Origin of the sequence: Halosimplex marinum, assembly GCF_051414075.1 — an archaeon.
GTDB lineage: Archaea > Halobacteriota > Halobacteria > Halobacteriales > Haloarculaceae > Halosimplex > Halosimplex marinum.
Map to the genome: position 1 here is coordinate 1,378,381 of NZ_JBLKNY010000003.1, position 14,482 is coordinate 1,392,862.

General features: G+C 71.5%; 13 protein-coding genes. 8 read left to right on the forward strand and 5 right to left on the reverse strand.

Annotated elements, in window-relative coordinates; all coding sequences use genetic code 11:
• The first annotated feature begins 18 nt into the window (after window positions 1–18).
• Together ACMGFI_RS07915 and ACMGFI_RS07920 are read left to right on the forward strand one after the other, a co-directional pair.
• Complete coding sequence (locus tag ACMGFI_RS07915; RefSeq protein WP_436908715.1) at window positions 19–1,824, forward strand: ABC transporter ATP-binding protein; 1,806 nt, start codon at window positions 19–21, stop codon at window positions 1,822–1,824.
• Window positions 1,821–2,780 (forward strand): energy-coupling factor transporter transmembrane component T family protein, encoded by a 960-nt coding sequence (locus ACMGFI_RS07920; protein ID WP_436908716.1) that lies wholly within the window; start codon window positions 1,821–1,823, stop codon window positions 2,778–2,780. Before ACMGFI_RS07915 ends, ACMGFI_RS07920 begins: the two co-directional genes overlap by 4 nt.
• Before the next feature lie 93 nt (window positions 2,781–2,873).
• Here ACMGFI_RS07920 and ACMGFI_RS07925 read toward each other — a convergent pair whose 3' ends face one another.
• The 3 genes from ACMGFI_RS07925 to lipA form a co-directional block, all read right to left on the reverse strand.
• Entirely contained in the window at window positions 2,874–3,650 is a 777-nt protein-coding gene (locus tag ACMGFI_RS07925) for a PHP domain-containing protein (protein WP_436908717.1), read from the reverse strand.
• On the reverse strand, window positions 3,650–4,387 hold the full coding sequence (locus ACMGFI_RS07930; protein ID WP_436908720.1) for a 2-phosphosulfolactate phosphatase: 738 nt from the start codon (window positions 4,385–4,387) through the stop codon (window positions 3,650–3,652). Before ACMGFI_RS07930 ends, ACMGFI_RS07925 begins: the two co-directional genes overlap by 1 nt.
• 112 nt (window positions 4,388–4,499) lie before the next feature.
• On the reverse strand, window positions 4,500–5,429 hold the full coding sequence (gene lipA, locus ACMGFI_RS07935; RefSeq protein WP_436908722.1) for a lipoyl synthase: 930 nt from the start codon (window positions 5,427–5,429) through the stop codon (window positions 4,500–4,502).
• 153 nt (window positions 5,430–5,582) lie between these two features.
• Between lipA and ACMGFI_RS07940 the strand changes: the two genes are divergently transcribed.
• From ACMGFI_RS07940 to ACMGFI_RS07955, 4 genes are all read left to right on the forward strand, one after another.
• Window positions 5,583–6,977: an MATE family efflux transporter gene (locus ACMGFI_RS07940; protein ID WP_436908724.1), complete on the forward strand. Its 1,395-nt coding sequence runs from the start codon at window positions 5,583–5,585 to the stop codon at window positions 6,975–6,977.
• A 140-nt stretch (window positions 6,978–7,117) separates the two neighbouring features.
• Complete coding sequence (locus tag ACMGFI_RS07945; RefSeq protein ID WP_436908856.1) at window positions 7,118–9,466, forward strand: DEAD/DEAH box helicase; 2,349 nt, start codon at window positions 7,118–7,120, stop codon at window positions 9,464–9,466.
• A 380-nt stretch (window positions 9,467–9,846) separates the two neighbouring features.
• Window positions 9,847–10,095: a DUF8028 family protein gene (locus ACMGFI_RS07950; RefSeq protein WP_436908726.1), complete on the forward strand. Its 249-nt coding sequence runs from the start codon at window positions 9,847–9,849 to the stop codon at window positions 10,093–10,095.
• Between the two features lie 169 nt (window positions 10,096–10,264).
• Window positions 10,265–10,984 carry a DUF91 domain-containing protein gene (locus tag ACMGFI_RS07955; RefSeq protein WP_436908729.1) on the forward strand — a complete coding sequence of 240 codons (720 nt, stop codon included), beginning with the start codon at window positions 10,265–10,267 and terminating at the stop codon, window positions 10,982–10,984.
• Window positions 10,985–11,026: 42 nt separating this feature from the next.
• On the opposite strand, the gene ACMGFI_RS07960 is transcribed toward ACMGFI_RS07955, so the two are convergent.
• Window positions 11,027–11,674: an HAD family hydrolase gene (locus ACMGFI_RS07960; protein WP_436908732.1), complete on the reverse strand. Its 648-nt coding sequence runs from the start codon at window positions 11,672–11,674 to the stop codon at window positions 11,027–11,029.
• 95 nt (window positions 11,675–11,769) lie between these two features.
• Between ACMGFI_RS07960 and endA the strand changes: the two genes are divergently transcribed.
• Window positions 11,770–12,843 carry a tRNA-intron lyase gene (gene endA / locus ACMGFI_RS07965; protein ID WP_436908734.1) on the forward strand — a complete coding sequence of 358 codons (1,074 nt, stop codon included), beginning with the start codon at window positions 11,770–11,772 and terminating at the stop codon, window positions 12,841–12,843.
• A gap of 13 nt (window positions 12,844–12,856) precedes the next feature.
• On the opposite strand, the gene ACMGFI_RS07970 is transcribed toward endA, so the two are convergent.
• The gene (locus ACMGFI_RS07970; RefSeq protein WP_436908735.1) at window positions 12,857–13,513 is read right to left on the reverse strand and encodes a rubrerythrin family protein; all 657 of its coding nucleotides are present in this window, start codon (window positions 13,511–13,513) and stop codon (window positions 12,857–12,859) included.
• Between the two features lie 112 nt (window positions 13,514–13,625).
• Between ACMGFI_RS07970 and ACMGFI_RS07975 the strand changes: the two genes are divergently transcribed.
• Window positions 13,626–14,477, forward strand: a complete 852-nt coding sequence (locus ACMGFI_RS07975; RefSeq protein WP_436908737.1) for a ZIP family metal transporter — start codon at window positions 13,626–13,628, stop codon at window positions 14,475–14,477.
• Window positions 14,478–14,482 lie beyond the last annotated feature (5 nt).

Sequence of the window (14,482 nt, forward strand, 5' to 3'; positions counted from 1 at the left end):
CCGGGCGATCCCTCTTTTATGAGTTCATCAGACATCGTCGTCGAGGACCTGACGTTCCAGTATCCCGGGGGCGACGAGCCGGTGTTGCGGGACGCGAACCTGCGGATCGAACCGGGCGAGTTCACCGCCGTCGTCGGCGGCAACGGCAGCGGCAAGACCACGCTGTGCAAGACGTTCAACGGGCTCATCCCCCACTTCTTCGAAGGCCGGTTCGACGGGCGGGTGTCCGTCGCGGGCACGGACACCCGCGAGTCGGACGTGGCGGACCTCTCCCGGACGGTGGGGTACGTCTTCCAGGACTTCGAGAACCAGCTCGTCCAGGAGACGGTGCGCGACGACGTGGAGTTCGCCCCCCTCAACTACGGCCTCGAGGACTACGCCGAGCGGGCGACTCGCGCGCTCGAACTGGTGGGGCTCGACCACCTGGACGATCGGTTCGTCTGGGAACTGTCCGGGGGACAGCAACACCTCGTCGCGCTCGCGGGCGTGCTCGCGATGGACCCCGAGTTCGTCTTCGTCGACGAGCCCGCCGCACAGCTGGACCCCCAGAACGCCCGCGAGACCTACGACCAGCTCCGGCGGCTCCACGAGGACCACGACAAGACGGTGATCGTCATCGAGCACCACTCGGAGTTCATCGCCGACTACTGCGAGGAGATGGTGCTGGTCTCCGACGGCGGTGTCGCCTGGAAGGAGCCGGTCGAGGTCGGCCTCACCAGGCTCGACGACCTGGCGGCCCACGACATCCACCCGCCGCAGGTCACGGGGATCGCCGCCGACCTGCCTGGTGACGCCGGCCGGCTGTCCGGCGGGCGCTACCCCGTCACCGTCGGCGAGGCCGCCGACGCGTTCCCGTCGGTCGGCCGCGGCGAGCGACCGCCGGCGGCGGACGGCGGCGGGCGGGCCGAGCGACGGGCGTCGGCCACCGAGGGGACCGGGGCCGGCCGCGACGGCACCGGCGCCCCGCTCGTCACGCTCGACGGCGTCGGCCACGGCTACCCGACGCTCCGCGAGGGGTACAACCGCGTGCTCGACGGCGTCGACCTCGACCTCTACGCGGGCGACCGGGTGGCGCTGGTCGGCGCCAACGGCGCCGGCAAGTCGACGCTGCTGCGGCTGATCACCGGCCTCGAATCCCCCGACGAGGGCACGGTGACCGTACTCGGGAAGGACACCAGCGAGACCCTCCCGGAGACGCTGGCCGACGACACCGTCTACATCCACCAGAACCCCGAGGAGATGTTCGTCGAGGACACCGTCCGGAAGGACATCGGCTACTACCTGAAGAACCGCGGCGACCCGGACGTCGACGAGCGCGTCGCGGAGATCGTCGACTACCTCGACCTCGAGGCGTTCGCGGACCGCGACGGCCGCCTGTTGAGCCTCGGCCAGCAGCGGCGCGCCTCGCTGGGGATCGGCCTCGCGACCGACCCGACGGTCGTCCTGCTGGACGAGCCGACCGGGAGTCTCGACCTGCAGAGCCGCCGGGAGGTGACCGGGATGCTCCGGAAGGCCGAGAGCCGCGTCGAGACGGTCGTCATCGCCTCCCACGACCTGCAACTGGTCGCCGGCTGGGCCGACCGGGTCGTCGTCATGGGCGACGGCGAGGTGCTCGCCGACGCCCCGCCGGGCGTCGTCTTCGACGACCCCGACCTGCTGGCGCGGACCGGCCTCCGCCGCCCGCAGGTCGTCGAACTGAGCGACCGGCTCGGCGTCGACCCGCCCGCGCTGACCGCCGAGGAACTGGTCGGCCGCCTCTCCGGTGACGAGCCGACCGAAGCCCGCGCCGACGGCGGGACGCGTCGGGGAGGCGAGCGGCGATGAAATACGTCGACGCGGTCACCGACATCTCGATCGCGGACATCAAGGTCGACCTGATGCGGACGGCCTACGACAACGACCGCGCGCTGTTGAACACGTTCGACCCGCGGGTGGTGCTGCTGTGGAGCGTCCTGTTCATGGTCGTGCCGTGGCTGTTCTACGACCCGCTCCCGCTCGCGGTCCTGCTCGCGGCGGCGTTCGTCCTCGCGGCGCTCTCGCAGGTCAGCAAGTACCTGCTCGCCCTGTTGCTGTTCGGTCAGATCACGAACATCGGCTTCTTCGTCGTGATGGTCCCGGCGATGGGCGGAGCGATTCAGGCCTTTGGCTACCTCGGGGACAACACCGGCCGCGTCACCGAGGCGCTCGCGACGCTCGACCCCGCCGTCTTCGGCGAGGTCTGGGCCATCGCCGCCGGGGCGACCGCCCGCGGCGTCGACACCGCGCTCACCAGCCAGGAGGTCGGGATCGACGCCGTCGGCGCCGTCGTTCCCTTCTTCCTGAAGCTCACCATCATCTCGGTGGTTAGCCTCGCCGTCTTCTCCGCCATGAGCCCGCAGAAGCTCTCCAAAGGGATGCTCCGGCTCGGCGTCCCCCGACAGCTCACCTTCGCCATCGCCTACGGCTATCGGATGATGCCGCTGCTCGTCGAGGAGTACCACGCGCTGGTCAACTCCTTCCGCCTGCGGAGCCAGGTGCCCGAGAACACCGGCTTCCTCAAGTGGCGCTACTACGCCTATCTGCTGAAGCTGTCGGTGAAGGCGTTCTACCCGCTGATATTCAACGTCGCCAAGCGCGCCCGGGTCACCGTCGAGGCGATGGAGACCAAGGGCTTCTCCCGCTCGCTCGGCGACGAGCGGAGCCGCGCGCTCCGGACTGAAGGGATGATGATCCGCACGCGGGACGTGTCGTTCGTCTTCGGCTCGCTGCTGTTCGTCGCGGCCGTCTGGGCGTTCACCTGACGGCCGCCGCCAGTTCGTTCTCCGGTCTGTCGCCGCCGGTTCGTTCACCTGACGGTCGCCGATTTTCCGCTCTCCGAAAAGTTCCGAGCGAGGCTACTGGACGACCGCTGCCGGTTCGAACTCGGCCATCGGGATCCCGTACTCGTCGACGACCTCGCGGAGCGCGGGGACCCGGCGCTCGATCTCCGCGGGCGAGTGGCTGTCGGTGCCGAGCACGAACCGCACGCCCCGGTCGAGGAAGCAGTCGAGCAGTTCGGGGTCCGGATGCACGCGCCCCAGCGAGTCGTGGACGCGGCCGGCGTTGATCTCCGGGACGGTCGCCGAGTCGGAAAGCGCCGCGGCGACCCGCTCGTAGTCGCTCCGGCGGGCGTGGCCGCGGAGGGCGCCCATCCGCTCGGGCAGGTCGAGGTGGCCGAGCACGTCGAAGAGTCCGGACTCGACGGCCGCGACCACGGCGTCGTAGTAGCGCTCGACGGCGGTCCGCCGTTCCGCCTCGCTCGCGTCGGCGTACCCCGCGGGGGTCGTGTAATCGTACTCGCCGGCGAAGTGAACGCTCCCGATGGTGTAGTCGAAGCCGGCGGCGGCGAGGAAGTCGGCCGTCTCGGCCTCCGCGTCGGCGACGTAGCTCACCTCGGCGGCGTCCCACACCGTGAGATCGGTCCGCGGGCGGAACCGCTCGACGGCCTCGCGGCGGCGCTCGTAGGTCTCGACGAGGGGGTAGCGCTCCCGGCGGCCGAAGTCGTCGTCGACGACGATGCAGTGGTCGGTGAACCCCACGGCGTCCAGGCCCGCCGCCTCGGCGGCGCGGCACATCGCCGGGAGCGGCGACCCGTCGGAGTAGGTGGTGTGGGCGTGCAGGTCGGCGCGCATTACTCCTCGCCTACGTCGTGGAGCCGCTGGCCCTTGAGTTCCGGGACGACCGGGCTCTCGCTGAACCGCAGGTCGTACTCGACCAGGTCGTTCAGCCGGATGTCGGCCTTCTGTTCGTACTTGGGCGCCTTGCCGAGCTTGGCGACCTGCCTGTAGAGGTCCCGGTCGGCGTCGGTCGGCGAGTCGCCGTAGACGTGGCGGCCGACGACGACGGCGCCGACGGTGTCCTCCGGCGAGGGCTTGCCCTTCGAGCCCGCGGCGACCATGTAGGTCGGCTTCTCCGCCCCGTCGAGGTGGTCGGCCACCGCGCGGGCGTTCGCGAGCGTGCCGACGTACACGTCCACGTCGTCGCCGCCGGCGAGCCGGAGGTCCGTCACCGCAGCGCCGCCGTTAGTCGACGTGAGCGCGGTCGGGCGCCCGGCCACGTCGGTGTCGTTCACCCACGTCGGCGAGTTGAAGAAGTCGTACCCCTCGGTGGGGGTGTAGTCGTCGCTCGAACCGCCGCCGATCCGCGCCTCGGGGTGGTCCGCTTTGAACGCGTGCTCGTCGCCGCGCTCCTCGGTGACGTGGACGTACTCGGCGCCGTTCTCGAACAGCTCGACGACGGTCGTCGAGAAGTGGGTCACGTCGATGACGACGTAGTTGCCCGCGGGCGGGTCCGCGGGGATCCGGGCGCGCGAGGGCAGGATGCGGTCGGTGAGTCGGTCCTCGATGTCGGTGTCGGCGAGCGACGCCATACCCGTTGGGGCGCGGACCGGACGGAAGCCCCTTGCTAAGAGCCCTATTGTCGGCAGGTTTCGGGTCCAGAACGGTATTGAGTGGTCTGTATCGGTCCCGCCCCGCCGGCTGTCAGTCGCTGGCCCGCGCCTCGGCGCGCGCCCGCTCGACGCTCTCGCCGTCCCGGACGAGGGCGTCGACGAACAGCTCCCCCGCCCGGTAGGACGAGCGGACCATCGGCCCCGAGGCACAGTACAGGAAGCCCAGTTTCTCCTCGGCGACCCGCCGCCAGGTGTCGAAGGCGTCGGGGTGGACGTACTCCGAGACTTCGAGGTGCGACCGGGAGGGCTGGAGGTACTGGCCGAGCGTCACCACGTCGACGCCGACGCTCCGCAGGTCCGAGAGCGTCTGGTAGACCTCGTGGTCGTACTCGCCGACGCCGAGCATCAGGCTGGTCTTGACGTACGACTCGGACTCGCGGGCGGCCTGGCGCAACACCGACAGCGACTGCTCGTAGCCCGCGCGGCGGTCCCGCACCGGCCACTGCAGGCGGTCGACCGTCTCGACGTTGTGTGCGAACACGTCCGGTTCGGCGTCGAGGACCTTCCGCACGAGGCGCTCCTCGCCCTGGAAATCGGGGACGAGCGCCTCGACGAGGACGCCGGGGTGTCGCTCCTTGATCGCCTCGATGGTCCGGGCGAAGTGGCCGGCGCCCTGGTCGGGCAGGTCGTCGCGGTCGACGGAGGTGAGGACGACGTAGTCGAGGCCGATCTCGGCGACGGCGTCGGCCACCTGCTCGGGCTCCTCGTCGTCAAGCGGGTCCATCCCGCCGGTCTCCACGTCGCAGAAGTTACAGCCCCGCGAGCAGCGGTCGCCCATCAGCATGAACGTGGCCGTCCCGGGCCCGTCCCGGCCCGACCAGCACTCCCCGAGGTTCGGACAGTTGGCCTCCTCGCAGACCGTGTTGAGGTCGTGGTCGCGGAGCGTCTCCTTGATGTCCGTGAAGCGCTCGCCCGAGGGCGGTCGCATTTTCAGCCACTCGGGCTTGCGAGCGCGACTCATTGGCGAACCTTGGGTTCGGTCGGGCAAAAGGATGCGGGAGTCGGACGAGTCGCGGCGTCGCCCCCGGTCCACGTACCGCCACCGGACGGATCTCCTGACAGTTCGACCTCTAAATACAAATATTTAACATGTGTTGCGACGGGACAGTACGGTATGTTCGACGTGACGCGCGACGACATCGTCGGGGGATCGCTGTCGCGCGCGCTCGTGGCCCTGGCGGCGCCGCTGGTCGTCCAGAACTTCGCGCTGGTCGCCCAGTCGGTCGTCGACCTGTTCTGGGTCGGTCGGCTCGGCGGGACGGCCGTGGCGGCGGTCGGGCTCGCGACGGTCGTCGTCGGCCTGCTGGTCGTGCCGCTCCAGGCGTTTTTCACCGGGAGCCAGGTCGTCACCTCCCAGCGCGTGGGGGCCGACGAGACGGTCGCCGCCCGGCGGGTCCCGTTCACCGCGGCCGCGGCGGCGGTCGCCGTCGCCGCCGTACTGGGGGGCGGCCTCGTCGTCGGCGCCGACGCGGTCGCCGGCCTGCTCACCGGCGACGCGGCCGTCCGGCGGCTGGCCGCGGAGTACCTCACCGCCTACGCGCTCGCGCTGGTCGCGATCGCCGCCAGCGACACGCTGGAGAGCGGCTTCACCGGCTGGGGCGACACGCGGGCGGCGCTGTACGTCAACCTCACGGCTATCCTTGTCAACGTCGTCTTCGACCCGCTGTTGATCCTCGGGTGGGGACCGTTCCCGCGGCTGGAGCTGTTCGGCGCGGCGCTGGCGACGGCGATCGGCTACTTCGCCGGCGCGGTGTTCGCGCTGGCGCTGGCCGCGCGCGGCCGCGAGGGGTTCCGGCTCACGCGGCGGGCGCTCCGCCCGCACCTCGACACCGCCCGCGACGTGGCCGAGGTGGGGCTGCCGGTCGCCGGCCAGGGGGGCGGCCGGCAGGTCGCCCGACTCGGCGTGATCTGGATCACCTCGGCGGTCGGCGGTCCGGCTGCCCTCGCTGCCTACCACATCGGGTCGCAGGTCGCGACGGTCGCGTTCGTCCCCGCCCAGGGGGTCGCACAGGCGGCCACCAGCGTCGTCGGGCAGAACCTCGGTGCCGACCAGCCCGCCCGCGCCCGCCGCGCGACCTGGGTCGGCGCCGCAATCGCCGCCGTCGGCCTCTCCGTGTTCGGCGCCGTTCAGTGGCTCGTTCCCGCGCCCATCGCGCACGTGTTCGTCCCCGACCTGACGGGGCAGGCCCTGCAATACACCGTCCTGTACCTCCAAGTCCTCGCCTACGGCTACTGGGCGCTCGGCGTCGTCTACACGGTCGAGGCCGGCTTCAACGGCGCCGGCAACACCGACGTGAGCATGTACTCGACGCTCGCGCAGTACTGGGCGGTCCGCCTGCCGGTCGCCGTCGTCGGCGCCTACGTCCTCGATATCGGTGTCGCGGCCGTCTTCTGGGGCGTCACGCTGTCGAACGTCGCCGCCGCCCTGTGGCTGGCCGCGTACTTCTACCGGTCGGCCGACCGCGGGATGCTCGACCGGGCGGCCGACGACGCCGCCGCGTCCGACTGAACGGCGAGAGTACTGCCGGGCCGCGCCGGCCGCAGGACCGACCGGGACCGCCCGACCACTTCCGCTCCGCCATAGAAACGCATATGCCGACGGGGCCCCCGGGTTCGTCCGTGTCACGGCACGCCGACGGCGAGACGGAGCTGGCGGTCTCGGAGGTGCTGCCCGACTACGCCGACGCCTTCCCCTTCGAGCGGTTCAACCGGATGCAGTGCGAGGTGTTGCCCGCGCTGCTCGACTCGACGGACAACGTCGTCGTCAGCGCGCCGACCGCCAGCGGCAAGACCGCCCTCGCCGAGGTAGCCATCTGCGAGGCCCTCGAGGCCGACGGGACCGCCCTCTTTCTCGCTCCCCTGCGCGCGCTCACCAACGAGAAGGAGAGCGAGTGGGAGCGCTTCGAGGACCTGGGCTACTCCGTGTACGTCGTCACCGGCGAGCGCGACCTGAACCCGCGCCGCGCCGAGCGGGCGGACATCCTCGTGATGACCCCCGAGAAGGCCGACTCCGCGACGCGAAAGCACGACTCGCCCCGCTATTCGTTCATCACGGACGTGGACTGTTGCGTTATCGACGAGGTCCACCTGCTCGACTCCGAGAAGCGGGGGTCGGTGCTGGAGGTCACCGTATCGAGACTGCGCCGGCTCTGCGACCCGCGCGTGGTCGCGCTGTCGGCGACGATGCCGAACGTCGACGACGTGGCCGGGTGGCTGGACGCACCCGCCGACAACACCTTCGAGTTCGGCGACGACTACCGGCCCGTCCCGCTGCACGCCGACGTGCGGACCTACGCCCACGGCGACAACGCCTTCGCCGACAAGTACCGCCGGCTCTACCGCGCCCTGGACATCGCCGAACCGCACATCCGCGACGAGGGCCAGGCCCTCGTCTTCGTCTCCTCCCGGCAGGACACCGTCCAGGCTGCCAAGAAGGCCCGCGACGAGATCGTCGAGCGCGACATCCCGATGGGCGCCCGCGGCGACTACGACTTCCACAACGACGCCGCCGATCTGTCCAACGAGACGCTCCGGCAGTCGGTGCTCGACGGCGTCGGCTTCCACCACGCCGGCCTCTCGAAGGCGGACAAGGACCTCGTCGAGCAGTGGTTCAAAGAGGGGAAACTGCAACTGCTCTTCTCCACCTCGACGCTCGCGTGGGGCGTGAACCTCCCCGCCCGCTGCGTCGTCATCCGGGACACCAAGCTCCACGACCCGCTGGAGGGCGAGGTGGACATGAGCCCGCTGGACGTGCTCCAGATGCTCGGCCGCGCCGGCCGACCGGGCTACGACGACAAGGGCTACGCCTGGGTGGTCTGCGACTCCTCGGACGCCGACAAGTACCGCAAACTCCTGCGGGACGGCAAGGAGATCGAGTCGCGACTCGCGGAGGACCTGGACGCCCACCTCAACGCCGAGATAGCGCTCGGAACGATCGGCGACATCGAGGACGTGATGGACTGGCTGGAGACGACGTTCTACTACGTCCGCGCGGCGAGCGCCCCCGACGAGTACGCCTCCGAGAGCGCGCTACGCGAGCGGGTCAGCGACACGCTGCGCTCGCTCGTCGACCGCGGGTTCGTCGAACGGGAGGACATGCGCCTCGAACCCACCCCGCTCGGACGGCTGGCCTCGAAGTTCTACCTGCGGCTCGACACCGCCCGCGAGTTCGCCGATCTAGCGGAGCGGGCGGAGGAAGACGACGCTCGGCTCGACCAGGACGGGATCCTCCGGGCGGTCGCCACCGCGGCGGAGTTCGACAGCGTCAGCGCCCGCTCGGACGAGCGCGACGCCGTCGCGGCCGTCCTCGGCGAGACCGACGACCTGGACCCGGGCGGCCGGAAGGTGCTGGCCATCCTCGAATCGCGGATGCGCGGGACGACGCCCGGCGAACTCCAGAGCGACGCCTGGGTGATCACCCAGAACGCGCTACGCCTGCTCGCTGCCCTCCGGGCGTTCCTCGACCGCCTCGCGGGGGCCGGTGCCGCGAACCTCGCCTGTCGCATCGAGGCGCGCATCGAGAACGGCATCAGTGACGACGCGGTCGGGCTCACCGCCGTCGACGGCGTCGGCTCCGGCCGCGCGAGCAAGCTCGCCGCCGAGGGGATCACCACGCCCGCCGAGGTCCGCGAGGCCGGCGTCTCCGGCCTCGTCTCCGCGGGCCTCTCCGAGGGCGTCGCCGAGCGCGTCGTCGAGAGCGCCGGCGAGTTGCCCAACGTCGTGGTCGAGTGGGGCGACTTCCCCGAGGGTGTCGCCGCCGGCGAGAACGATATGCGGGAGGTCACCGTCCGAAACGTCGGCGGCAACGCTCGCGCGGGCCTGCGCGTCACGGTCAACGGCGTGGAGATGACGACCAGGAACCGCTATCTCGGCGAGGCGGACCTGCCCGTCGGGGTCTTCGGCGGGAACGCCGACGAGATGGAGTACGCGGTCGAGGTCGCCTTCCCGGAACTCCCGCTCCATCCGGTCGTCGAGACTCGTACCGTCCGCGTCGAGTGACCGTTCGGCGCTCCCGCCGAGTGACCGTCCGGCGCCCCCGCCCCGGGGGCCGCGCGCTCGACCCGTCGGACTGCGCGGGCCACCCACCCGACTCCGCGGGCCGACCGCGCCGGCCGCCCGACCGCCCCCCGAATTCGACCCGAGACGTGGTGTGAGTCGGCGCCTGTCGAAAATATATTGGAACTGACCTTTAGATGATTAGATTCGGTTTTAAATCTTCTAGAGGGTTCTGAGCGGGTTGTAAAACGTTAGGCGGCCAACTGAAAGGTCGGTCCGGGGGCGGCTAAAACGGGGCGGTCGGGAGAAACGACGCGAAATCACCCTAGCGGTCGTCCCTTTATATGGGGTAGTCGACGCAAGTGGGAGGTAGGTGACGAACGATGTCAAGCGCCTCCCCCTTCCGTCGGTCCGCCCCCGAGTTCCCGTCGACCAGCGGCGTACAGCGTCTCCAGTCGCTCGCGGTCGGTTCGGCCCGGTTCGCCGGCTTCTGGTCGGCGGTCGTCCTCCCGTTCGCGATGCTCGCGCTCGTCGTGTCGGGGTCCGTCGCCGAGCAGGCCCCGCTGTTCGTCGGGCTTCTCCTCGCGAACGTCGTCGCGCTCCGGCTCGGCCACGGCCACAGACAGGAGTAAGCGAGCCCACGGTTCCCTCCCGACACCGAATCGCTCCCTCCGCCCCGGACGACGCCGACGGTCCGGCCCCCGCGGTCACCTGCCGCCCCTCCGCCGGCCGAACCCCCTGCCACCCGCGTCCGCCTTCCGCTCCTGAACTTTAAGTCCGAAAGCCCGGCCACGCCGACCCATGCACGACGAGGTGCGCGTCGTCGCGGGCGACTGCACGGCGACGTTCGACGGTCGGAGCGAGCGCGAACACCGCGGCGACGTGGTCACGGTGGTCAAGCCGGACAACACGGTGCTGGTCCACGACGCCGACGGCTACCAGCCGGTCGCCTGGCTCACCCGGGCCGACAGCGTCCAGTTCGTCGACGGCGTCCTCGACGCCCGCGAGGGCGACCAGCGCCTCCGCGTCGAGGTCCACGACGAACACGGCGCGGCCCGCCACCCCGTCTCGCGGGCGGGCGTCCCCGTCGGCGACTGCCCGACCTGCGAGGGGCGGCTCGTGCTCGCGGGCGGCTCGGTGCTCTGTCGCGACTGCGGCGACGAGTACTCGGTCCCGCGGGACGGCGCGGTGCTGGAGGAGACCTGCCCGGTCTGCGGGCTCCCCCTGCTTCGGGTCGAGCGCGGCGACACGTTCGAGGTGTGTATCGACCGCGACTGTCAGCCGATCGACGACCGGGTGGCCGACCGGTTCGACCGCGAGTGGGACTGTCCGAACTGCGAGGGCGACCTGCGGATCCTCCGCCGCGGCGGCCTCATCGCCGGTTGCGAGCGCTACCCGGAGTGTGACACCGGCTTCGGGATCCCGACCGGCGTCGTCGACGGGTCCTGCGACTGCGGGCTCCCCGTCTTCGAGACCCCGTCGGGGCGGCGCTGTCTGGACACCGACTGCGAACGGACGTGACCGGCGGTCCGCGCGGGCGAACGCACGACGGACGGCCGGACGCTACTCGCCGTCCGCGCGGGCGAGCAAGTGCTCGCGGAGGTCGGCCGGCGAGTCGGCGACGTAGTCGGCGCCGCCCCGGTCGGTCTCGTCGGCGGCGCCGTGGCGGAAGCCGACGACGTGCATGCCCGCGCGGCTCGCCGACTCGATCCCGTGGACGGAGTCCTCGACGGCGACCGCGTCGGCGGGGTCGACGCCGATCCGGTCGGCGGCGTGTTCGTAGACGGCGGGCTCGGGCTTGCCGGGGCCGTCCAGCGCGTCGGCGCTGACGACCGCGTCGAACGCCAGGTCGAAGCGGTCGAGCACCACGTCGATCCAGTCGCGGGGCGACGAGGAGACCAGCGCCAGGGCGACGCCGCGGTCGCGCAGCTCGGCGAGCAGGTCGTCGGCGCCGTCCAGCAGGCGCACGTCCTCGCCGTAGACGGTCGTCGCGGTCTCCTCGTACCAGCCGAGGAACTCCGCGCGGTCGGTCTCGATCCCGTAGGTCTCGATCAGGTAGTCGTAGATCTCCCGGTAGTTCATGCCCGTGATCTCGTCGAGATCGAGGTCTTCGAGGCCGACCAGCGGCAGCAGTTCCTCGCGCTCGTAGGGGTGCCAGTAGTCCTCCGAGTCGACCACCACGCCGTCCATGTCGAAACACACTGCGTCCATGCCCCGTGGTCGCCCGGTGGTGTGGAGTGTCTTTTGGATACCCCTCCCGACCCGTGATCGCAGGTGCTTTCCGCGGCGACAGGTTGCTCTCAGGTATGCACGCGACGCTCTCGGGGGACGTTGTGCGGGCGGGCGAGCGGGCCCGCGAGCGGTTCTACGACTCCAGCGGCTACGGCCACCCGGTCGACGGCGGCGCGCTCGAACTCGCGCCCGTCGAGGCGGCCCACCTGCTCTACCGCGGCGACCTGTCGGCCGTCGAGGGACCGGACGGCGCCGCGATGGACTTCCGCGCCTTCCTCGCCTCCGCCGCGGTCTCGGAGATCGCCTTCCTCGTCTACAAGGACCTGCGCGACCGCGGGTTCTACCTCTCGCCGGCGCGCGAGGGGTGGAGCGACGCGCCGGCTGCGCGGGACGCGGTCGACGACCCGGCGGTCGACTTCGTGGTCTATCCCCGCGGCTCGGGCCCGTGGGACGACGAGGTGGCCTACCGGGTCGGCGTCGTCAGCGAGCGCGAGGCGGTTCCGGCGACCGACCTCGGGGACCTGGTGCTCGCGGTCGTCGACGAGGAGAGCGCGCTCACCTACCTGGCGACCGAGCGCCGCGACGTGTCGGGGACCAGCGAGGCGGACCTGCCGGCGGGCGTCGAGGGGGACCTCCTCTCGGACCGGCTCCTCCTCTGGGACCCGCCGGCCGCGCTCTACGACGAGGGGTTCTACGGCCAGCCGCTCGACGAGCAGGCGGGCGACGTGATCCAGCTCTCCCTGCTCGAAGCCGCCTATCTCGCCGGTAAGGGGGTGCTCGACGTGGAGGGCGGCGCCGACGCGGTGGTCGAGCGGGGCCGGGAGGTCGAGGGCGAGCGCTTCGACCGCCGCCTGCGGGTCTACGAGTCGCTGCGCGAGCGCGGGCTCGTGCCCAAGACCGGCTACAAGTTCGGCGCCGACTTCCGGACCTACGCCGACGTGGCGTCCGTCGACGACCTGGGCCACTCGGAGCTGCTGGTCCGCGTGCTGGAGCGCGACCACACGTTCTCCCCGCGGGACCTCGCGCTGGACGTGCGCCTGGCCCACGGGGTTCGCAAGGAGATGGTGTTCGCGCTGGCGAGCGACGGAGGCCTCGGCGACGGCGCGCCCGGGATCGAGTGGCTCTCCGTGACGCGGCTGACGCCGTAGTTCGGTAGCCGGGTCAACACACCGGCTTCGGGTCGACGCCCATGGCTTCGAGCGTGGCCGCGTACTCCTCGTAGGCCGCGTCGACGACGGCTTCGGCGCCCCGCCGGGCGCGCTCCCAGTCGGCGTCCGTCTCGCAGACGGCGTCGAGCAGGTCGACGCCCTCGTCCAGCCGGTCCCCAGCCTCGCCGCGGAGGTCCCGCGCCAGGTCCGCCCGCGCCTCGTCGGCCTCGTTGACGAAGAAGCTGACCACCTGCAGGAGCGTCCGGTCGGCGACCAGCGGGCGGCCGACGAACGCGGCCGCCAGCCGCTCGACTTCCCCGTCGACCTCGGCCAGGGCGTCGTCCAGCGGCGCGTCGCTCCCGTCGATGGTCGCCGCGGCGTCGGCGTCGTCGTCCGGCAGGGCCGCCAGCGAGTCGACGACGCGGTCGAACCGGTCGCGCTCGGCCTCGGCGGCCGTCTCGAAGGCCGAGGCCGCGTCGCCGGTCGCCTCGTCGGCCCACCGGGCGAAGGCGTCCCGGCCGTTGGCGGCCGACTCGGCCACCGACCGCAGGACCGGCGCCCGCTCCAGGTCGGCGCCGGTCGCGGCGATCAGGTACTTGTCCGACCCCAGCCGGTCGAGTTCCGTCGCCTTCGCCTCGCGGACCGCGTCGACGAGTGCCTGACCGTTCATATCCCGTCCGTTGGGGCGGGGGACGGGTATATCTACGGCCGTCGCTCCGTCGGCCGTCCGTCCGAGCCGCCGCCGAAGTTTAAGTCTCCTCCGCGTGTCTCGACGACAAGCGATGCCCGGCCCGGTCGAGACGCTGGTCGAGGCGCTGGCGGCTCAGCGGCTGGTGGTCCAGGCGCTCGTCGGCGGGCTCGTCATCGCGGGGCTCAACCTCCTGGGCGCGTCGCTCGTCTTCGTCTGGCGCGACCCGTCCGAGCGGGCGCTGGACGGCGCGCTGGGGTTCGCCGCCGGCGTCATGCTCGCGGCGAGTTTCACGAGCCTGATCCTCCCGGGGATCGAGGCGACGCCCGGCGGCAACCCCCTGCCGGTGCTGGGTGGCGTCCTCCTGGGCGCGCTCGCGCTCGACCGGGCCGACGTGCTCGTCCCCCACGCCCACTACCTGCTGACGGGGAACCGGCGCGACGACGCGGCCGACCAGAGCGAGAGCGTGCCTGTCGACGAGGACCGCTTCGCTCCGGTCGTCCTGTTCATCCTCGCGATCACCCTGCACAATATGCCCGAGGGCCTCGCCGTCGGGGTCGGGTTCGGCTCGGCGGCGGCGGGTGACGCCTCGGTCGGCAGCGCAGTCGCGCTCATGCTCGCCATCGGGATCCAGAACGTCCCGGAGGGGCTGGCGGTGTCGGTCGCCGCCGTCAACGCCGGCCTCGACCGCCGCTTCTACGCGGTGCTCACCGGGATCCGGTCGGGGCTCGTCGAGATCCCGCTCGTGCTGTTCGGGGCCCTGGCGGTCACGCTGGCCGCGCCGATCCTGCCCTACGCCATGGGCTTCGCCGCGGGCGCGATGCTGTTCGTCATCAGCGACGAGATCGTCCCCGAGACGCACCTGCGGGGCAACGAGCGGGTCGCGACGCTCGGGACGATGGTCGGCGTCGTCGTCATGCTGTATCTCGACGTGTCGCTCGGGTAGCCGGA